General features: G+C 65.3%; 17 protein-coding genes and 4 tRNA genes. 18 read left to right on the forward strand and 3 right to left on the reverse strand.

The window, feature by feature from the left end; translation table 11 throughout:
* Window positions 1-4 precede the first annotated feature (4 nt).
* The 6 genes from MNR01_RS00960 to MNR01_RS00985 all read left to right on the forward strand — a co-directional run bounded on the left by MNR01_RS00960 (window position 5) and on the right by MNR01_RS00985 (window position 3742).
* Window positions 5-478 (forward strand): low molecular weight protein-tyrosine-phosphatase, encoded by a 474-nt coding sequence (locus MNR01_RS00960; RefSeq protein ID WP_241920684.1) that lies wholly within the window; start codon window positions 5-7, stop codon window positions 476-478.
* 220 nt (window positions 479-698) lie between these two features.
* Complete coding sequence (gene uvrC / locus MNR01_RS00965) at window positions 699-2573, forward strand: excinuclease ABC subunit UvrC (RefSeq protein WP_241919139.1); 1875 nt, start codon at window positions 699-701, stop codon at window positions 2571-2573.
* A complete protein-coding gene (gene pgsA / locus MNR01_RS00970) occupies window positions 2570-3136 on the forward strand; it encodes a CDP-diacylglycerol--glycerol-3-phosphate 3-phosphatidyltransferase (RefSeq protein ID WP_200605428.1) in 567 nt (188 codons plus the stop codon). Before uvrC ends, pgsA begins: the two co-directional genes overlap by 4 nt.
* 164 nt (window positions 3137-3300) lie before the next feature.
* A tRNA-Gly gene (locus MNR01_RS00975) sits at window positions 3301-3376 on the forward strand.
* 128 nt (window positions 3377-3504) lie between these two features.
* Window positions 3505-3578 (forward strand) — tRNA-Cys (locus tag MNR01_RS00980).
* 77 nt (window positions 3579-3655) lie between these two features.
* Window positions 3656-3742: transfer RNA gene (locus MNR01_RS00985), tRNA-Leu, on the forward strand.
* A 63-nt stretch (window positions 3743-3805) separates the two neighbouring features.
* Here the strand turns inward: MNR01_RS00985 and MNR01_RS00990 are convergent.
* Window positions 3806-4690, reverse strand: coding sequence for a LysR substrate-binding domain-containing protein (locus MNR01_RS00990; RefSeq protein WP_241919140.1), 885 nt, complete (start codon window positions 4688-4690; stop codon window positions 3806-3808).
* Between the two features lie 113 nt (window positions 4691-4803).
* Here MNR01_RS00990 and MNR01_RS00995 point away from each other — a divergent pair, with 113 nt between their 5' ends.
* The 3 genes from MNR01_RS00995 to MNR01_RS01005 all read left to right on the forward strand — a co-directional run bounded on the left by MNR01_RS00995 (window position 4804) and on the right by MNR01_RS01005 (window position 8846).
* Window positions 4804-5808 (forward strand): YeiH family protein, encoded by a 1005-nt coding sequence (locus tag MNR01_RS00995; RefSeq protein WP_241919141.1) that lies wholly within the window; start codon window positions 4804-4806, stop codon window positions 5806-5808.
* Window positions 5809-5890: 82 nt separating this feature from the next.
* The gene (locus MNR01_RS01000) at window positions 5891-7171 is read left to right on the forward strand and encodes a nucleotide sugar dehydrogenase (protein ID WP_241919142.1); all 1281 of its coding nucleotides are present in this window, start codon (window positions 5891-5893) and stop codon (window positions 7169-7171) included.
* A gap of 52 nt (window positions 7172-7223) precedes the next feature.
* On the forward strand, window positions 7224-8846 hold the full coding sequence (locus tag MNR01_RS01005) for an FMN-binding glutamate synthase family protein (protein ID WP_241919143.1): 1623 nt from the start codon (window positions 7224-7226) through the stop codon (window positions 8844-8846).
* A 27-nt stretch (window positions 8847-8873) separates the two neighbouring features.
* On the opposite strand, the gene arsC is transcribed toward MNR01_RS01005, so the two are convergent.
* Complete coding sequence (gene arsC / locus MNR01_RS01010) at window positions 8874-9227, reverse strand: arsenate reductase (glutaredoxin) (protein ID WP_241919144.1); 354 nt, start codon at window positions 9225-9227, stop codon at window positions 8874-8876.
* Between the two features lie 91 nt (window positions 9228-9318).
* Window positions 9319-9393 (reverse strand) — tRNA-Val (locus MNR01_RS01015).
* Window positions 9394-9527: 134 nt separating this feature from the next.
* Here MNR01_RS01015 and MNR01_RS01020 point away from each other — a divergent pair.
* The 9 genes from MNR01_RS01020 to wecB all read left to right on the forward strand — a co-directional run bounded on the left by MNR01_RS01020 (window position 9528) and on the right by wecB (window position 19673).
* A complete protein-coding gene (locus MNR01_RS01020; RefSeq protein WP_256451882.1) occupies window positions 9528-10361 on the forward strand; it encodes a CpsB/CapC family capsule biosynthesis tyrosine phosphatase in 834 nt (277 codons plus the stop codon).
* Window positions 10362-10515: 154 nt separating this feature from the next.
* On the forward strand, window positions 10516-11163 hold the full coding sequence (locus MNR01_RS01025) for a polysaccharide biosynthesis/export family protein (protein ID WP_241920685.1): 648 nt from the start codon (window positions 10516-10518) through the stop codon (window positions 11161-11163).
* Entirely contained in the window at window positions 11160-13313 is a 2154-nt protein-coding gene (locus MNR01_RS01030) for a polysaccharide biosynthesis tyrosine autokinase (RefSeq protein ID WP_241919146.1), read from the forward strand. The genes MNR01_RS01025 and MNR01_RS01030 overlap by 4 nt, the downstream gene beginning before the upstream one ends.
* 55 nt (window positions 13314-13368) lie before the next feature.
* The gene (locus tag MNR01_RS01035) at window positions 13369-14526 is read left to right on the forward strand and encodes a hypothetical protein (RefSeq protein ID WP_241919147.1); all 1158 of its coding nucleotides are present in this window, start codon (window positions 13369-13371) and stop codon (window positions 14524-14526) included.
* Between the two features lie 46 nt (window positions 14527-14572).
* Complete coding sequence (locus MNR01_RS01040) at window positions 14573-14842, forward strand: hypothetical protein (protein ID WP_241919148.1); 270 nt, start codon at window positions 14573-14575, stop codon at window positions 14840-14842.
* A 286-nt stretch (window positions 14843-15128) separates the two neighbouring features.
* On the forward strand, window positions 15129-15542 hold the full coding sequence (locus MNR01_RS01045; protein ID WP_241919149.1) for a hypothetical protein: 414 nt from the start codon (window positions 15129-15131) through the stop codon (window positions 15540-15542).
* A gap of 120 nt (window positions 15543-15662) precedes the next feature.
* A complete protein-coding gene (locus MNR01_RS01050) occupies window positions 15663-16994 on the forward strand; it encodes an O-antigen ligase family protein (protein ID WP_241919150.1) in 1332 nt (443 codons plus the stop codon).
* A 14-nt stretch (window positions 16995-17008) separates the two neighbouring features.
* On the forward strand, window positions 17009-18445 hold the full coding sequence (locus tag MNR01_RS01055; protein WP_241919151.1) for an undecaprenyl-phosphate glucose phosphotransferase: 1437 nt from the start codon (window positions 17009-17011) through the stop codon (window positions 18443-18445).
* 58 nt (window positions 18446-18503) lie between these two features.
* Window positions 18504-19673, forward strand: coding sequence for a UDP-N-acetylglucosamine 2-epimerase (non-hydrolyzing) (wecB, locus tag MNR01_RS01060; protein WP_241920686.1), 1170 nt, complete (start codon window positions 18504-18506; stop codon window positions 19671-19673).
* The last annotated feature ends 16 nt before the right edge of the window (window positions 19674-19689 follow it).

The raw sequence follows: 19689 nt of genomic DNA on the forward strand, positions 1-19689 counted from the left end.
GCCGATCCGCCTGCTCGTCGTCTGCTTGGGCAACATCTGCCGCTCGCCAGTGGCTGAAGGCGTCCTGCGGGCCCGCATCGCTGCGTCGACGCTTGCCGGCCAGATCGAACTCGATTCGGCCGGTACCGGCGACTGGCACGTCGGCCAGCCGCCGGACCGCCGTGCGACTGCCAACGCGGCCGAGCACGGCGTCGACATCTCCGGACTGCGCGCGCGCCAGCTTGCCGCCGATGACTACCGGCGCTTCGACTGGTTGCTGTGCGCCGATCGCGCCAACCTGCGCGACGTCCAGGCGCGTGCACCGCGAGGCTCACGCGCCCAGACCGCCCTTTTGCTGGATTGGGTAGGAATCGAAGACGACGGCGAAGTGCCGGACCCCTACACCGGAGGCCCGGCGCAGTTCGAGCACGTCTTCCAGTTGCTGGACCGCACCGCCGATGGCGCCATATCCCGCCTGCGCCGCGAATACCGCTTGTAACCCGTAGCCCGGGTAAGCGAAGCGCACCCGGGTCAGGCGCGTCCAACCCGGGTGCGCTTCGCTTACCCGGGCTATCAAACCGCGGCAAAGCCTTGTCCTGTCGCATAATTGGCCCAACTCTTGAGCCGATGCTTGTGATCGCAACGCCCGCCCTCGACACCCTCCCATCCATGGCTCCCGACGGCTTCGCACAGCCGCAACCGGGCCGGGAAGGCCTGCAATGAGCCGGGCCGAAGCGGCGACGCCATTCGACGGCAAGGCCTTCGTCAAGAATCTGAGTACCGCGCCGGGCGTGTACCGCATGATCGCGGGCGACGACAGCGTGCTCTACGTCGGCAAGGCCGGCGTGCTCAAGAACCGCGTTTCCAGCTACTTCAACGCCACCCCCAAGTCGGCGCGGATCATGACCATGCTGGCGCAGACCGCGCGCATGGAAGTCACGGTCACGCGCACCGAGACCGAGGCGCTGATCCTCGAGAACGAGCTGATCAAAGCGCTCAAGCCGCGCTACAACGTGCTGCTGCGCGACGACAAGAGCTACCCCTACGTGCTGATGACGCAGGAAGCGTGGCCGCGTATTGCCATGCACCGCGGGCCACGCGCCATCCCGGGCCGTTACTTCGGCCCGTATGCCAGCGTCGGCGCGGTTCGCGATTCGCTCAACCTGATGCACAAGCTGTTCAAGCTGCGCAGTTGCGAGGACAGCGTGTTCCGCAACCGCTCGCGGCCGTGCCTGCAGCACCAGATCGGCCGTTGCAGCGCGCCGTGCGTCGGCATGGTCCAGGCGCGCGACTACGCCGAGAGCGTGCGTCGTGCCGGCCTGTTCCTGGAAGGGCGCAGCGACGAACTCAGCGACGACCTGGTCAAGTCGATGGAAGCGGCAAGCGTGCGCCTGGATTTCGAGGAGGCTGCGCGCCTTCGCGATCTGGTCGCCTCGATCCGCAGCGTGCAGGCGCGCCAGTACGTGGACGGGCGCGCCGCCGACCTCGACGTGCTGGCCATCGCCATGCAGGGCGTGGCCGCCTGCGTGCTGCTGCTCGCGTTCCGCGACGGCCGCAACCTCGGCACCCGTGCTTTCTTCCCCAGGACCAACGGCAGCGACAATCCCGAAGAGGTGCTGGCAGCCTTCGTGTCGCAGTATTACGGCGAGCAGCAGCCACCGCGCGAGATCGTGCTCGACCGCGATATCCCGGACCGCGAACTGATCGAGCAGGCCCTGTCGAGCGCCGGCGAACGCAAGGTGCAGATCAGGTGCAATGTGCGCGGCGAGCGCGCCGGTTACCTGGACATGGCCAAGCGCAACGCCGAACTGTCCCTGGCCGGCGAGCGCACCAGCCACGCCGCCCAGCGCGCTCGCGCCGAAGCCCTGCGCGACATGCTCGGGATGCATGAACTACCCGGCCGCATCGAGTGCTTCGATATCAGCCACACCATGGGCGAGGCCACGGTGGCGTCCTGCGTCGTGTTTGATGCCGAAGGGCCCGTGCGCGGCCAGTACCGGCGCTACAACATCAGCGGCATCGAGCCCGGGGATGACTACGCGGCGATGCACCAGGCGATCGAGCGCCGCTTCCGCCGCGCGGTGGAAGAGGGCGGGGTGACGCCCGACATCCTGTTGATCGACGGCGGCGCCGGCCAGGTCGCGCAGGCGCGCGCGGCCTTGAACGAGCTGGGCGTCGAAGGCGTGGCCCTGGTCGGCGTGTCCAAGGGGCCGGCACGGCGCCCGGGCGACGAGGAGCTGCTGCTGCCCGATGGCCGCAGCGTGCACCCCGGAGCCGAATCCCCGGCGCTGCAGCTGGTCCAGCAGGTCCGCGACGAGGCGCACCGGTTCGCCATCACCGGCCACCGCGGGCGCCGGCAGAAGGCGCGCAATACCAGCCGCCTGGAGGACATCGCCGGGATCGGACCGCGCCGACGCGCCAGCCTGTTGCGGCACTTTGGCGGCCTTGGCGGCCTCAAGGCCGCAGGAGTCGAGGAAATCGCCCGCGTGGATGGCATCAACGATGCCCTTGCCGAGCGTATCTATGCGACCCTGCACGGGCTGGACACACCCGACATGAACGACGCTAAGAGCGGCGCGCGGAGCGAAGGATGAAGTTGACGGTACCGACCATGCTGACCCTGCTGCGGATCCTGCTGATCCCGGTGCTGGTGCTGGTGTTCTATCTGCCCTTCAAGTGGACTAACTTCGCGGCCGCTTTCATCTTCGCCTTCGCCTCGATCACCGACTGGCTCGATGGCTGGATCGCCCGACGCTACAACCAGTACTCGGCGTTCGGCGCATTCCTCGATCCGGTGGCCGACAAGCTGATGGTGGCGGTGGCGCTGTTGCTCACCGTTCAGAAGCACCCGACGGTGTGGATGGCGTTGTGGGCGGCGGTGATCATCGGCCGGGAAATCGCCGTTTCCGCGCTGCGCGAGTGGATGGCCGAGCTTGGCCAGCGCGCCACGGTCAAGGTCGCCGGCATCGGCAAGATCAAGACGATCGTGCAGATGGTGGCGCTGGTGTGCCTGCTGTATCAGGAGCCTTTCGCTGGCATCAATGTATTCATGGTCGGCGAATGGCTGCTGGCTGCGGCGGCATTGCTGACCTTGTGGTCGGGACTTTTGTATCTGCGAGCTGCATGGCCGGTCTTGCGCGAAGACGCGCGTTCATAGAAAATAGCGTCATCGCGAACGGTGCAGTGTTCGCTGATCGACCGGACAGTGGCAGGTCCGGTTGGGTGTTGAGAGGCAATGCGGAAGTCCGGCGACAGGGACCTCCGGGGAAGCGAAAAAGTGGTTGACAGATTCGCTTCCATGCCTAAAATGTCGGTTCCTCTGCGGGAATAGCTCAGTTGGTAGAGCACGACCTTGCCAAGGTCGGGGTCGCGAGTTCGAGTCTCGTTTCCCGCTCCAAATTCGAGGGTGCAGTTCATCAGCTCCCTCAGCCAAGGCCCCGCAAGCGGGGCCTTGTTGTTTCCGGCCCACTTGCGTGAACGGGGCAGGAATATGGAAGAATCCGCACTGCGGATTCGAAAGTCACCGGCCTGGTGGCAGAGTGGTTATGCAGCGGCCTGCAAAGCCGCGTACGCCGGTTCAATTCCGACCCAGGCCTCCAAGTTCAAAGCAGAAGCCCGATCGAAAGGTCGGGCTTTTTGCTGCCATCGCGTAAGCTATCGCGCACCACGCATCCCAGCCCGGATGGCGGAACTGGTAGACGCATCGGACTTAAAATCCGCTGGCCGCAAGGCCGTCCCGGTTCGATTCCGGGTCCGGGCACCATGCAGCGCTGTCGCAGCTGCAGTGTTTGCGTGCATTGCGAGCAAGTTCGCTACTGCGCCGTGCTCAGGCCTTCTGCACGCTATCCAGGAATTCCCGCAGCAGTGCACTGCGGTACTTGCGCCGGTGCAGCACCAGGCTCAGTTGCCGCTTGAGGCTCAGGAATGGCGTGCGCAGCACGGCCAAACGACCCGCGGCCTGTGCATGCGCCACGGCGACCGCCGGCAGGAGGGCCAGCCCCAACCCCGCGATCACCGCCTGCTTGATCGCTTCGCTCTGGTCCAGTTCGAGCACCGTTTCCCCAGCCGGTAATGCCGCCAGCGCACGTTCGGCCTGGCCGCGCGTGGCCGATCCGCCTTCGCGCAGGATCCAGCGCGCACCTGCGAAATCCTCCGGACGCAGGCGCCGTCGCTTCGCCAGGGGGTGCGTCGTAGGCGCGCACACGCACAGCATGTCGTCGCGCCAGCGCAGCAATTCCAGATCCGCGTGCGCGGCCGGGCCTTCGATGCAGCCGATATCGAGGCTGTAATCGAGCACGCCGGCGACGATCGCCGCGCTGTTGTCGACATGGAGTTTCAGGGCGACCTGCGGGTGGCCGGTGACGAAGCCGCCAAGCAGGTCGCCGACCAGGTAGTTGCCGACGGTGTTGCTGGCGCCGATGCGCAGTTCGCCGGAGAGCAGATCGTCCGCCTTGCCCGCGTGGCGCCCGAGTTCGCGCATGCGCTCAAGCAGTTCCTGCGCCAGCGGCAGCAGATGTCGGCCGCGGGCATTGATGTGCAGTCGCCGCTGGGTCCGGTCGAAGAGCGGGGCACCGAGGACGCGCTCCAGTTCGGCCAGCGCCATGCTGGCTGCGGGCTGGGTCAGGTGCAGTTGCTCGGCCGCGGCGCGGACGCTGCCGCCGGTGGCGATGGCCACGAACACTTCCAGCTGGCGGGGGCTGATGCCGATCATCAGGGAAGTTTATGCCAAGGCTAAGTAATCTCAAATTTACTGAATGATCGGCGGCGGCGACCATGGCGCCCATGGCCTACGTCGCTCCCCAGTCGCAAACCCGGACGCAAGAAGTGTCCCGTTCCTCCTCCTCCTGGATTCCGGCCTGGGCGCCGGGCCTGGCCATGGCGGTGTCCGTGGGATTGCTGGCCCTGGCGGCCGCGCATCTGCCGCTGCTGCAGCGCTGGCAGCTCAGTGCCCTGACCGTCGCGATCGTGCTGGGCATGCTGATCGGCAACCTGGCCGGCTCCCGCTTGCCTGCCGGCATCGCGCCTGGCATCGGCCTGGCCCAGCGCCAGCTGCTGCGCGCCGGTGTCGTGCTCTACGGCTTGCGCCTGAGCTTCCAGGATGTCGCCGCGGTCGGCGTCCACGGCTTGCTGATCGATCTGATCGTCGTGGTGTCGACACTGGGCCTGGGCACCTGGGTTGGCCGTCGCTGGTTCGGCCTGGATCGCGACACGGCATTGCTCACGGCCGCCGGCAGCGCGATCTGCGGTGCCGCCGCGGTACTGGCGGTGGAGCGCGTGATCCGGCCCGATCCGAGCAAGGTGGCCATTGCCGTTGCCAGCGTGGTGCTGTTCGGCACGCTGAACATCTTCCTGTACCCGCAGCTGTACCCGCACCTGGGCCTGGATGCGGCGGCGTTCGGCCTGTATGCCGGCGCGACCGTGCACGAGGTGGCGCAAGTGGTGGCCGTGGGCAGTGCGATCAGTCCGGAAACCGCCGATGCCGCGGTTGTCGTCAAGCTGACGCGCGTGCTGATGCTGGTACCGGTGCTGCTGGTACTCGGTTGGCGCGAGGCACGCAACGGCGGGCAGCGGGCGATGGTGGTGCCGTGGTTCGCGCTTGGCTTCCTCGGCGTGGTGGCCCTGAATTCGGTCGTGACCGTGCCGGCCGCCATGCGCTCGGCACTGCTCACGCTCGACACGCTGCTGCTCGCCACTGCCATGGCGGCCCTGGGCATCGAGACGCGGGTGTCGAAGCTGCGCGCACTCGGTCCGCGGCCGCTGCTGCTGGCGGCGGTGCTGTTCGGCTGGCTGTCGATTGGCGGATATGTGCTGGTGCGCTGGCTGGCCTGACGCCTGCTGGCCCTAGAATGGCCGCTGGTGGCGACCGACTCGGGCGCCGGGTCGTGGGTCAGTACATCGGGCGGGTAGGTGGATGCAGGATATTTCGAAGTCGCGCATCGCGGTGGTAGGGCTGGGCTATGTTGGCTTGCCACTGGCGGTCGAGTTCGGACGCCAGTACGACACGCTGGGGTTCGACATCGATGCCCGACGGGTCGAGCAGCTGGGCCGCGGCGAGGATTACAACGGCGAGACCGACCGTGGCGACCTGGCCGATGCGAAACGTCTTGAGCTGACATCCGACCCGCAGCGCCTGCGCGACTGCAACGTGTTCGTGGTGACCGTGCCCACGCCGGTCGACGAGCACAAGCGCCCGGACTTCTCGCCGCTGATTGCGGCAAGCGGCACGATCGGCTCGCTGCTGAAGGCCGGCGACGTGGTGGTGTACGAATCCACGGTGTATCCGGGCGCCACCGAAGAAATCTGCGTGCCCGAACTCGAGCGCGCCTCCGGGCTGCGCTTCAACCAGGACTTCTTCGTCGGCTACAGCCCCGAGCGCATCAATCCCGGTGATCGCAAGCGACGCCTGGTCGACATCCCCAAGGTGACCTCCGGGTCGACACCCGAGGCCGCCGACTTCGTCGATGCGCTCTACCGCAGCATCATCAAGGCCGGCACGCACAAGACCTCGAGCCTGCGCGTGGCCGAAGCATCCAAGGTGATCGAGAACACCCAACGCGATGCCAACATTGCGCTGGTCAACGAGTTCGCGCTGATCTTCCAGCGCCTGGGCATCGACACGACCGAAGTGCTGGAAGCGGCGGGTACCAAGTGGAACTTCCTGCCGTTCCGCCCGGGCCTGGTCGGCGGACACTGCATCGGCGTGGATCCCTATTACCTGATCCAGAAGGCGCAGCAGGCCGGCTACTACCCGGACATCCTGCTTGCCTGCCGTCGCATCAACGATGCGATGGGCGAACACGTTGCCGCCGACGTGGTGAAGTTGATGATCCAGCGCGGCATCGGTGTCGCCGGCGCGCGCATCCTCATCCTGGGCATCACCTTCAAGGAGAACTGCCCCGACCTGCGCAACACGCGCGTGGTCGAGCTGGCGGAGAAGTTCGGCGAGTACCGGGCGCAGGTCGATATCTACGACCCCTGGGCCGATGCCGACGAAGCGCGACGCGCGTATGGCGTCGAGCTGCTGACCGACGCTCCGCAGGCCGGAACCTACGATGCCGTCGTGGTTGCCGTGGCGCACGAGCAGTTCCGCGAGCTGGGTGCCGAGGGCGCACGCGCGTTCGGCTTGCCGCATGCGTTGCTGTACGACATCAAGAGCCTGTACCCGCGGGACCGGATCGACGCCCGGCTTTGATCACGAGCGGCGCGCTATGCTCTGACCATCGCTCTGCGCCGGTTCCCTGCCCATGCGCTACTCGCTCTATGTCGCCAGCCTGATTGCAACGCTTGCGTCGCTGATCGTCGGGCTGTGGCACCCGGCCTGGTTGTGGGGAGCAGCCGGATTTGGCGCGTTGGCCGCACTGGGGACCTGGGACCTGCTGCAGACGCGCAGCGTGCTGCGGCGCAACTATCCGTTGCTGGCCCATTTCCGGTACAGCCTGGAATCGATCGGGCCGGAGATTCGGCAGTACTTCATCGAGTCCGACATCGCCGAGGTTCCCTTCTCGCGCCAGCAGCGCAGCCTGGTCTACCAGCGCGCCAAGTCGGTCAGCGACGTTCGGCCGTTCGGTTCGCAGCAGGACGTGTACGGCATCGACTACGAGTGGATCAACCATTCCCTGGCGCCCAAACCGCACGGTTCGCATGACTTCCGCGTGACGGTGGGCGAGGGCAGTGCATCGCAGCCCTATTCGGCCAGTGTGTTCAACATCTCGGCGATGAGTTTTGGTTCGCTGTCGGCCAATGCCATCCGCGCGCTCAATCGCGGCGCGAAGGTGGGCGGTTTCTATCACGACACCGGCGAGGGCTCGATCTCGTCCTATCACCGCGAGAACGGTGGCGACCTGGTCTGGGAAATCGGTTCGGGTTACTTCGGCTGCCGCAATGAGGACGGCAGCTTCAGCGCCGAGCGCTTTGCCGCGTGCGCCGCCGACCCGCAGGTGAAGATGATCGAGATCAAGCTGTCGCAGGGTGCCAAGCCAGGCCACGGCGGCGTGTTGCCCGCGGCCAAGGTCACAGCCGAGATCTCACGCTTCCGCGGCGTGCCGATGGGCGTGGATTGTGTTTCGCCGGCCGCGCACAGTGCGTTCAATTCGCCCTTGGGATTACTGCAGTTCGTCGCGCGCCTGCGCGAGTTGTCGGGCGGCAAGCCGGTGGGATTCAAGCTGGCGATCGGGCATCCGTGGGAATGGTTCGGCATCGCCAAGGCCATGGCCGAGAGCGGGTTGCTGCCGGATTTCATCGTCGTCGATGGCGCCGAAGGTGGCACTGGCGCAGCACCGGCCGAGTTCATCGACCATGTCGGTGTGCCGATGCACGAGGCGCTGATGCTGGTACACAACACCCTGGTGGGACTGAACCTGCGCGGGCGCATCCGCGTCGGCGCGGCCGGGCGCATCACCAGTGCGTTCGACATCGCCCGCACCATGGCGATGGGGGCCGACTGGTGCAACGCGGCGCGCGGTTTCATGTTCGCGCTGGGTTGCATCCAGTCGCAGAGTTGCCACACCGATCGTTGCCCGACGGGCGTGGCGACGCAGGATCCGCGCCGGTGGCGCAACCTCGATGTCCCCGACAAGGCCACCCGCGTGGCCGCCTTCCAGCAGAACACGCTCAAGGCGCTGCGCGACCTGCTGTGCGCGTCGGGGCTGGAGCATCCGCAGCAACTGGGGCCGGAACACATCCTGCGCCGGGTGTCGCCGATCGAGGTCCGTTCGCTGGCAGCGCTGTATACCTTCCTTCGGCCGGGCGACCTGGTCGCGCGGATACCGGAGCACGCGGTGTTCCAGTCGTTCTGGGCCAGTGCGCGCAGCGACAGCTTTGCGGCACCTTCGGTGGTCGAGACGATGTGGGGCAGCAAGTCGCTCTAGTCGTGCCGGTGCGATCCGGCGCGCCGGTCAGTCCAGCAGTTCGAGCACGCGTTCCGGCGGCCGACCGATGACCGCACGTCCACCGTGGACAAGTATCGGTCGTTCGATCAGGCGCGGATGCGCCACCATCGCATCGATCAGAACCGGGTCGGCGAGCGATTCGTCCGTCAGGCCGAGCGCGGCGTACTCGTCCTCATCGGTACGGAGCAGGGCGCGCGCAGGCAGGCCCAGCATCTTCAACAGATCGCGCAGTTCCGCCGCCGATGGCGGGGTTTCCAGATACGGCACCACGACGGGCTCGATGCCGCGCTCGCGCAGCAGTTCCAGTGCGCCACGCGATTTGGAGCAGCGCGGGTTGTGGTAAAGGCGGGTGTCGTTCATGCGTGCCTCGCTGGACCGGTGCGAATGCGCCCGCTGGCGGCCGGGCGCGGAAAAGCAAAAGGCCAGCTTTCGCCGGCCTTTTGCCTGGAACTGGTGGGCGGTACAAGTTTCGAACTTGTGACCCCTGCCGTGTGAAAGCAGTGCTCTACCGCTGAGCTAACCGCCCGAAATGGGCGCGCAGTATACCCCAAGGCGGCCCTGTGTTGGCAAGGGGCAAGTGACATCGCGTCTGGCACGGCTTGTTCAGGGGAGCAGAACGCTTTGCCGCTACACTCCCGCGCTCTGCTCAGGGGGAGCAACATGTTCGACCTACATTGCCATCTGCTACCGGCCATCGACGATGGTGCGGTGGACCTCGACATGGCACTGGAAATGGCGCGCATGGCAGCGGCCGATGGCATCGTCACCGTTGCCTGCACGCCGCATATCTATCCCGGCGTGTACGAAAACACGGCCGACGGCATCCGTGCCGCGATCGCGGCGTTCCAGGCGGAGCTCGACGAGCGCGGCATCGCGCTGCGGCTGGTCGAGGGCGCCGACGTCCATTTGGCTCCGGACCTGCTCGAAGGCATCCGCGGCGGTCGCGTGCCGACCCTGGCCGGGTCGCGCTACCTGCTGCTGGAGCCGCCGCACCACGTCGCGCCGCCGCGCTTCGAGGAGGCCGTCTTCGAGCTGATGGCTGCCGGAATGGTACCGGTGATTACCCACCCCGAGCGCCTGACCTGGGTGGAAACCCACTATGAGGTGTTCGCGCGCCTGGCCGAGCGTGGCGCCTGGATGCAGATCACGGCCGGGGCGGTGACCGGGCGGTACGGCCGTCGGGTCAAGTACTGGGGCGAGCGTTTCGTTGGCGAGGGCCTGTGCATGATCCTGGCGACCGACGCCCACCACCCGCAGCGGCGCCCGCCGTTGCTGGCCGAGGCCCGGGATGCCGCAGCCGCACTGGTGGGAATGGAAGAAGCGGTGCACATGGTCGATACCCGCACCCGGGGGATCGTCGACGACATCGCTCCTGAGAATTTGCCGCCGCCGTTGTTCAGGCGGACGGGCTTCAGTTCGCAGTTTCGTGGCCCGGCCGCGTCTGCGGGCGAGGGCGTTGTCGGGCGTTGGTTGCGCTCGATCCGGGGGAAGTGAGGAAAAGTCTTAGTTCCGCGGGTCCGGCAAAAGTGGGACCTACGGCATAATTGAAGTGTGCAGCCGTACGATTCCGTACGGAAGTTTGCGACAGAATTTCTTTTGGGGATGGCACTTGTTTAGTGTTTTTCGTGTGTGGGCGCTTGCCTGCCTGATGCTGCTGTGCGCCTGCTCCAGTACGGGTGCAAACAAGGAAGAAGCAGCGACGCTGCCGGAAGGCGATCCGGTTGCGGCGGCCATGGGTCGTAGCGAATACCTGATCGGCCCGAGCGACCTGCTGGCAGTGACGGTGTTCCAGATCGAGGACCTCAATCGCGAGGTCCGGGTCAACAACGCCGGGCAGATTGCCCTTCCGTTGATCGGCGCCGTTCCCGTCGCCGGTCGCACCGTGGGCGAGATCGAGCAGGACATCGCCGGCCGCTACCAGGCGCGCTACCTGCAGGACCCGCAGGTGACCGTGTTCGTGAAGGAATTCTCGAGCCAGCGCGTGACCGTGGGTGGCGCGGTGAAGAAGCCGGGCATCTTCCCGATGACCTCGCGCCTCAGCCTGCTGCAGAGCCTGGCACTGGCCGAAGGTTTCAGCGACGTCGCCAGCCATCGCAACGTGCTGGTGTTCCGCACCATCGGTGGCGAGCGCAAGTACGCGCGCTTCGACGTCGCCGCAATCGAGAAGGGTGAGCACCCCGATCCGCAGATCTTTGGCGAGGACGTGATCGTGGTCGACACCTCGATGGGCCGCCAGACGCTGCGGACGATGATCCAGCTGGCGCCGTTCATCGCGGTGTGGAGATCCTACAATTGAACGCCGTAGTTGAACCGATCGAGTTGTTGCGCCAGGACAGCCGCGACGACGATGAGATCAACCTGCTTGAGTACTGGCGCATCCTGCGCGAACGGCAGTGGTGGGTGGTCGGCACCGCGCTTGCGGTGGTGTTCCTGACGCTGGTCTTCACTCTGCTGGCGACGCCGGTCTACCGGGCAGGCTCGACCCTGCAGATCGAGCGCGACACGATGAAGATCGTGGCGTTCGAGGGCCTGCAGCCGACCGAGTCGCCGATGGACCGCGACTTCTACCAGACCCAGTACGAGCTGCTGAAGAGCCGCTCGCTGGCGCGCCGCGTGGTGCAGGATTTGCGTCTGCCGGCGAACAAGCAGTACGAAAAGGACATGGCCAAGGTCGATGAGGCCCTGGCCGAGACGGCCAACGGCCAGGCCGTGGCCGCGTCCACCAGGCAGCAGGCGCGTGAAGCGGCGATGATCGAGCTGGTGCTCGAATCGCTGAGCATCGAACCGGTGCGCAACTCGCGCCTGGTCCGCGTCAACTTCGACTCGCCCGACCCGGTGCTGGCGGCGCGCGTCGCCAATGCCTACGCCGACGGCTTCATCGCCAGCAACCTGGAACGCCGCTTCGACGCGTCGTCGTTCGCCAAGAAGTACCTGGAAGAGCGCCTGGCACAGCTCAAGGGCAAGCTCGAGGACTCCGAGAAGGAACTGGTGGCGTTCTCCGAGAGCGAGCGCATCGTTTCCGTAGGAGACGACAAGCCCTCGCTCGACGCGCAGAACCTGAGCGACCTCAATGCCGCACTCGCTGCGGCCCAGGGCTCGCGCATCAAGGCCGAGGCGATGTGGGCCCAGGCCAGCGTCGGCAACGGCATGGGCCTGCCGCAGGTCGTGGCCAACCAGCTGATCCAGAAGCTGCGCGAGCAGCGCTCGACGCTGATGGCCGAGTACCAGAACAACCTGGGCACCTACAAGCCCGACTATCCGAACATGGTGCAGTTGCGCAACCAGATCGACGAGGCAGATCGCCAGATCAACGTCGAGGTCGGCAACATCCGCGACGCCATCCAGTCCGAGTACCAGGCCGCGCTGGCGCAGGAAACGCTGCTGCGCGAGCGCATCACCGGCCTCAAGGGCGACGTGCTCGATCTGCAGAGCCGCTCGATCCAGTACAACATCCTGCGCCGCGAAGCCGAAACCAATCGCCAGCTCTATGACGCGCTGCTGCAGCGTTACAAGGAGATCGGCGTGGCAGGCGGAGTCGGCGCCAACAACGTATCGGTCATCGACCGCGCGATCGCCCCCGAGAAGGCCAGCTCGCCGCGCAAGCTGCTGAACCTCGCGGTCGGTCTGTTGCTGGGCGGATTCCTCGGTGTCCTGCTGGCGTTCGTGCTGCATCACCTCGACAACACGGTGCACGACCCGAAGGCGCTGGAGGCCATCACTGGCCTGCCAGTGCTGGGCGCGATCCCGCGCCTGGAACCGGGCGTCACGCCCGCCCAGGCGGCCGTCGACCTGCGCTCGGCCTTCGCCGAAGCATATCGGTCGGTGCGCACGGCACTGCAGTTCGCCACGGTGCACGGCCTGCCGCGCAGCCTGCTGGTCACCAGCGCCAGCCCCGCCGAAGGCAAGAGCACCACGGCACACGAACTGGCGCGCAACATCGCCCAGCTCGGCAAGCGCGTGGTGCTGGTCGATGCCGATTTGCGCAACCCGTCCGTGCACAAGATCACCGGGCTTTCGTCGGCGCTGGGCCTGTCCAACCTGCTGGCCGGTGCGCGCGAGCTCGGCGACGTCCTGCAACACCTGCCGAACGAGAACCTGAGCGTGATCACGTCCGGTCCGCTGCCGCCGAATCCGCCGGAGCTGCTGGCCGGAGATTCCCTGGGGAAGCTGCTTGCGCAGCTGCGTGAGCAGTTCGACATGGTGATCCTCGATGGCCCGCCGGTACTGGGTCTGGCCGACGCGCCGCTGCTCGCCAACCAGGCGGAGGCGACGATGCTGGTGGCCGCTGCCGAAGACACCCGCAACGACGCCTTGCGTGTTGCACTGGATCGACTGAAGGCGGCGCGTGCGCGCGTGCTTGGCGCGGTGCTGACCCGCTTCGACCACAAGCGCAAGGGTGAAGGCTACGGCTACACCTACTATGCCTACGGTGGCTCGGCCGACTGACGGGCCGCTGGCACGCCGCTTCCGGATGGGAGCAGGCCTGCTGGCGGTCACCGCGATGGCCTCGTTCGCCTGGCAGCAGGTCCAGGTAGACGCGGACGTGGGCGCAGCCCAAGGGCCCGACCGGCGCGTAGCCAGTGCCCGCGGCCTGGCCAACGATGCGGATGCATTGACGGCTGTCGCCCGAGAAACGCTGCGCGAGCGACCCATCGATGGCGGCGCTTTCCGCATGCTGGGGCTTGCCGCAGCGCTGGAGTCGAACTCCGGCCGTGCCGGCGCGCTCTACCGCACCGCCGCCCGACTTGCCCCGCGCGACGACATCGCCCAGGCGATGCTGATCGATGCGTCGTTCGCGAAGGGAAGGGTGGGCGAGGGCGTGACCCACGTCGATGCACTGCTGCGCATCGCGCCGCACATGCGTGAGTCGCTGTTGGCTTCATTGATTCCATACGTGGGTAATCCGCAGCTGCTCGATGCGCTGGTGCAGGCGCTCGCTGCGGACCCGCCGTGGCGCGGGGCGCTCGCGCCAGTGCTGCGTCATGCCGATTCGGCCCAGTCGGAAACACTTCTGGCCGCACTGACGCAGGCCGTACCACTGACCCCGGCCGAACTTGCGGCTCGTGTCGAAGCGCTGACGGCACTCGGCGAACCGGTGCGCGCGCGCGAGATCTGGCTGCAGTCATTGCCGGAGGTAGACCGGGCGCTTGATGGCCTGCCATTCGATGGCGGGTTCGAGGGCGTCGACCAGACCGATGGCTTCGGCTGGAAATGGAGCGAGGAACCCGGCGTGACCGTTGCCTTCGATGGCGTCGATCCGGCGCAGGGGCAGCAGTCCCTGCAGGTGGACTTCAGTGGTCGCGCGGTGCGCTTCGTCGGGCCGCGCCAGCGCCTGGTGCTTGCTCCCGGCACCTATGAAATCAGCAGTGCATCGGACGATCGCACCGGCTCGCCGCGTCGTTTCGCATGGTTCGTGCAGTGCACGTCGGGCCCGACGCTGGTCGAGTTGGACCTGCCTGCAGGCAGCTCGACGCAGTGGCAAACGGCACGCGCAGAGTTCGATGTGCCGCCTGACTGCCAGGGTCAACAACTGACGCTTCGTCACACCGGCCGGTCGATGGCCGAGCGACAGATCAGCGGTGTTTTACGGGTCGATGATGTGCAACTGAGAAAACTTCCCAACCGCGTCACATTGCCAAACCCATCACATCCCGAATAGGCTGTTGCAGTGACACATCTCGTGTTGATCAGGGAGTTGTAGCGACATGAAGCAGATTTTGTTCGGCCTGGTTGCCGTCTTTGCATTTGGCGCGGCATCCGCGCAGACCGCGCAGCCGGCCGCCGAGGCTCAGCCGCAGGAACAGGCCGCTCCGGCCAAGCCGGCGGCACCGGCGAAGAAGAGCAAGGCCTCCAGCTCGACTGTCCTGGCCGTTGGCGCTGGCGTGGCCGCTGTTGCCGGCCTGGCTGCTGGCGGTGGTGGCGGTGGTGACGACAAGCCGGCACCGGCGAAGCCGCCGAAGCCGTCGAGCCCGTAACGGCATTGAGTTGCGCCAGGCGATCGTCTGGCGCAATGGCGGTCGGGTTGCTCAACGCAACCCGCTACCGCTCCGAAGTACAGGCTAACTTTGACGCTCAGCGTCACTGTTGGTCGTTACTGGCGCAGCGTGGTCTGCGTCATGCAGCAGCCCCCCCAATAAAACCGTCCGCAGCACGACGCGATCGGCTTGGGGAGTGTTAACGCTCGCACAATTTCACGTAGAATTTACACGTGCGCCAGGGGGTCTGGCGTGACCCCAAATAAAGTTGATCTGGAGCAGTGCAATGAAGTCGCTGATCGTTGGAATGTTTGCGTTGACCCTGGCCGGTGGTGCGCTGGCGCAATCTCCGAAGGTGCTTGTCCGTGCCGATAGCGGCGACGTGCAGGTTGCTGGCCGCGCAGTCGAGAAGGCCAACAGCTCCGGCGCCGAAGCGGGCGACGTGGTTGTGGTCAATGGCGGCGAAGCCTATGTGACCTATTCCAACGGTTGCACCGTCAAGGTGACCGGCAGCTACACCGTGCAGGACGCCGCGCCTGCCAAGTGCCCGAGCCTGGGCAAGGTCGGTTCCGACACCAACTACGCAATGGTCGGCACCGGCATCGCCGTTGCGGCTGGCGCGCTGGCCCTGGCCAGCGGTGGTGGTGGTGACGACGCGCCGGCAGAGACGCCGAAGCCGCCGAAGCCGTCGAGCCCGTAATCAAGGCAACGTCGGCTCCGCGCAGACGCAGAGAGCCGGCCCGCCAATCCACTACAAACAGATGGATGGCAACGGGCCGCCGCGTGCGGCCCGCTTGCTGTCAACGAGGTTGAAATGCGTTTGAAGGGCGCCAAGGGGACGCCTGATACGGCCGCCGAACTCGCAGCAGCGCTGTGTCTGGCAGCTGCGCTGCTGGCCGGTGGTGGATCGCGTGGGGCAGGTGACCTGGTCGTGCACCTGGCTGCCTTGCCGGCGCTGCTGCTGGCCGTCATGCGTTGGCGCTGGGCACCTGCTTCGCGGGCGCAACGTGTCGTCGCCGTGGTGTGCGTGAGCGCAATCGCACTCGCCTTGCTGCAGCTGTTGCCGCTACCGCCGACGCTGTACACGCTGTTACCCGGCCGCGACACCGTGCTCGCCGATCTGGCACAGGCAGGCCAGCCGCACGGCTGGTTGCCGCTGACGCTGGATCGTTGGGGGACGGTGCGTGCACTGCTGGCGATGGTGGTGTTTGCCTCGTTCTGGGCGTTGGCTTGCACGCTGACGCATGCGCCGCGGTTGCGCCTGCTCAAGCTCGCGCTTGTCGTGGCGACGCTGACTGCTTTGCTGGGTTACGCCCAGTCTGCCGCCGGTGCCTACTCGCCGTTGCGGTTCTACGACTTCCACCATCCCATCGGGGCGATTGGCCTGTTCGCCAACCGCAACCACTTCGCCTGCCTGATGGCGATGCTGCTGCCATTCGCAATCGCGCTGGGCGTTCAGGGGCAGGTCCAGCGACGCGTTCCTGCCGCCCTGGCGTGGTACTCGGTGGCAGCGATGCTGTTCCTTGCGGCTGCGCTGAGCTTCTCGCGCACCGGTCTGGCGCTTGCTTGCACGACGGCGCTCGCCGGACTGCTGATCCTCACGTCGCGAACCGGGGCTGCTTCAAACCAGGGTCGCATTCGTCGCTGGGCGCCGCTGGCGAGCATGGCAGTAGCCATCGCCGGCATCGCCGTGTATGCCGGGGACGGCATCAGTCAGCGCCTGCAGAAGGATCCGTTGGAGGATCTGCGCTGGCAGTACCTGCGCTATGGCTGGGACGCTGCACAGGCCTATCTGCCCTGGGGCAGCGGCTGGGGCAGCTTCAAGTCGGTCTATGCCCCGTTTGAACCGATCAACTCGATGCTTGAAGTGTTTGCGCTCCACGCGCACAACGACATTCTTGAAACGTTGATCGAAGCAGGGTTGCCCGGATTCGTCCTGTTGTTGACGCTTTTGGTCACTGTGATATGCGTCACACGAAAAAATCTTATTGATCGCACTTTTCACGGGCCGATACTCGCTGCAGCGGCGATCGCCGCGTTCGTCCCGATGGCGCATTCCCTGGTCGACTACCCCTTGCGTACCCATGCGGTCGCGGTGGTGTTCGCGCTGGTGCTGTCCTTCCTCCTGACGAGCGCGAGTGACCCGCGATGACAGGAGAATCACGCATGTTGTTCTCGCCAATCCGGGCAGAGTACGCAGTCGATCGTGCGTCGTTGAACAAGTTCTCGGCCCTGTTCGGGCTGATGCTCCGCATCTTCGACGTAGCGGTTGTCATCGTCGTGGGTGTCATGGCGTACTGGTTGCGATTCGATACCGTCGACATGCCGCTGGAGTTCCGCCAGGCGGTAGCCCGCGGCGTGTTGTTCACGCTGATGTCGATGGGGACGTTCTCGATGTATCGCAGCTGGCGCGGCATGGGCGTCGTCGGCGAAGCGTTCAAGCTGACCGGGGTGTGGACTACGGTCTTCGTGCTCGGCGTCCTCTACGTTGCACTGCTGAAAGTGCAGGGCGTGACCTCGCGTCTGTGGTGGGGTTATTGGTTCGTGGGCACGGTGTTTCTATCCGGCGCCGGCAGGCTTGTCTGCCGCCAGGCGGCTGCCTGGGTCCGTGAGCGTGGCCTGGATGTGCGTACAGCCGTCGTCATCGGTTCCAATGCCGACGCTGCGCATATCGTGCGTACGCTCGAGCGGCAGCGGTGGGCCGGGATCGAAGTCCGCGGCTGGTTCAGCACGGCCGACGGTCTGCAGCCTGCACTCGCGGGAGTTCCGCACCTTGGGGATCTGGCCGCGCTCGCGCCGTATATCGAATCGCATCACATCAGCCAGGTGTGGATCGCGCTGCCGGTTAGCGAGCAGGCAGCGATTGATCGCATCGTCACCGATCTGGACCACTCGACCGCTGACATTAAGTTCGTGCCTGACCTGTTCGGCCTGCAGCTGCTTAACCACTCCGTCGAGCAGATTGCGGGCTTGCCGGTCATCAATCTCCGTGCTAGCCCACTCGACGGAGAAGCGCGCATGGTGAAGGGCTTGGAGGATCGAGTGCTTGGCGCGCTAATTCTGGTGCTGATTGCGCCGCTGCTTGCACTGATCGCCATTGGGGTGAAGCTTAGTTCGCCCGGCCCGGTGCTATTCAAGCAGAAGCGACACGGACTGGACGGCAAGACCATCAAGGTCTGGAAGTTCCGCAGCATGCGCCTGCATGACGAGCATGCCGGGCAGGTGACGCAGGCGACCAAGCGCGATCCGCGCATCACGGCCTTCGGGCGGTTCCTGCGCCGTACCAGCCTCGATGAGTTGCCGCAGTTCATCAATGTGCTGCAGGGCAAGATGTCGATCGTCGGGCCGCGTCCACATGCGGTTGAGCACAACCATCACTACAAAGTGATCGTGCAGAACTACATGCAGCGCCATCGCGTCAAGCCTGGCATCACTGGTTGGGCCCAGGTGAATGGTTTGCGGGGCGAGACCGACACCGTCGACAAGATGGCCGCTCGCGTCGAATACGACCTGCATTACATGCAGAACTGGTCCCTTTGGCTCGACCTCCGAATAATTGCGATTACGGTTGTCAAGGGGTTCATTGGTAAGGCTGCCTATTGAGATGAAGATGGACGAGCGAACTGTCAGAAACGGCGATCTAGACTCGACAGATCAAGTGATGTCTCCGGACGTCCGTAGTCGTCTGCGTCTTCGGGCGTTGTGTGTCTTTGGGACCAGGCCTGAGGCTATCAAGATGGCCCCCGTCGCGATGGCCCTCTCAGCAGATCAGCGCTTCGATGCAAGGGTCTGCGTGACAGGCCAGCATCGGCAGATGCTTGATCAGGTTTTGGATCTGTTCGAGATCCGGCCCGACTATGACCTGAGCGTCATGAAGCCTGGCCAAGATCTGACCGACGTGACAACGGCGATCCTGCAAGGAATGAAGGGCGTACTGGCAGATTTCAAACCGGACTTCATACTGGTACATGGAGATACAGCGACGACTCTCAGCGCGAGCTTGGCTGCCTACTATCAGCAGATTCCTGTGGTTCACGTCGAGGCTGGTTTGCGGACAGGTAATCTCTATTCACCCTGGCCGGAGGAAGCAAATCGAAAGCTGACCGGAGCACTGGCGAGCATGCATTTCGCGCCGACAGAGGGGGCCCGAAAAAACCTGCTGGCTGAGGGAGTGGATCCCACGACAGTTCATGTCACTGGCAACACCGTGATCGACGCGCTCTTGGGGGTTGTGGAGAAGGTACGTGACTCCAAAGTGCTGCGCGATCAGTTTCGGGAAGAGTTCAAGTTCCTGGATAAGTACTCAAAGATACTGCTTGTTACTGGTCACCGCCGCGAAAGTTTTGGGCTCGGTTTCGAGCGAATCTGTCAGGCGTTGGCTTCCGTGGCCCGAGAGTTCCCGGGATTGGCGATCGTGTACCCGTTGCATCTCAATCCGAACGTGCGCGAGCCGGCCAACAAGCTGTTAGCGGGGATACCGAACATCCATCTGATTGAACCGCTCGACTATCTGCCGTTTGTCTACCTGATGGACCGCGCGACAGTGATTCTCACTGACTCGGGTGGCATCCAGGAGGAGGCTCCGTCATTGGGTAAGCCCGTTCTGGTCATGCGGGATACGACAGAGCGTCCGGAGGCTGTCGAAGCAGGCACAGTCAAGCTGGTTGGAACGCAGATTGACAGCATCACTTGCCACCTTCGCGAACTGCTCGGCGATGTGAGTGCGTCGATTCCCGCGACACAACCCATCAATCCATACGGCGATGGCAATGCCAGCGCTCGAATCATTGAATCTCTACTGTCGCGCGAATGGGCGCGAGAGTGGGCCTAATAGAACTGATGCCGAC

It is taken from the genome of Lysobacter sp. S4-A87 (genome assembly GCF_022637455.1).
Classification (GTDB): Bacteria; Pseudomonadota; Gammaproteobacteria; order Xanthomonadales; family Xanthomonadaceae; genus Lysobacter_J.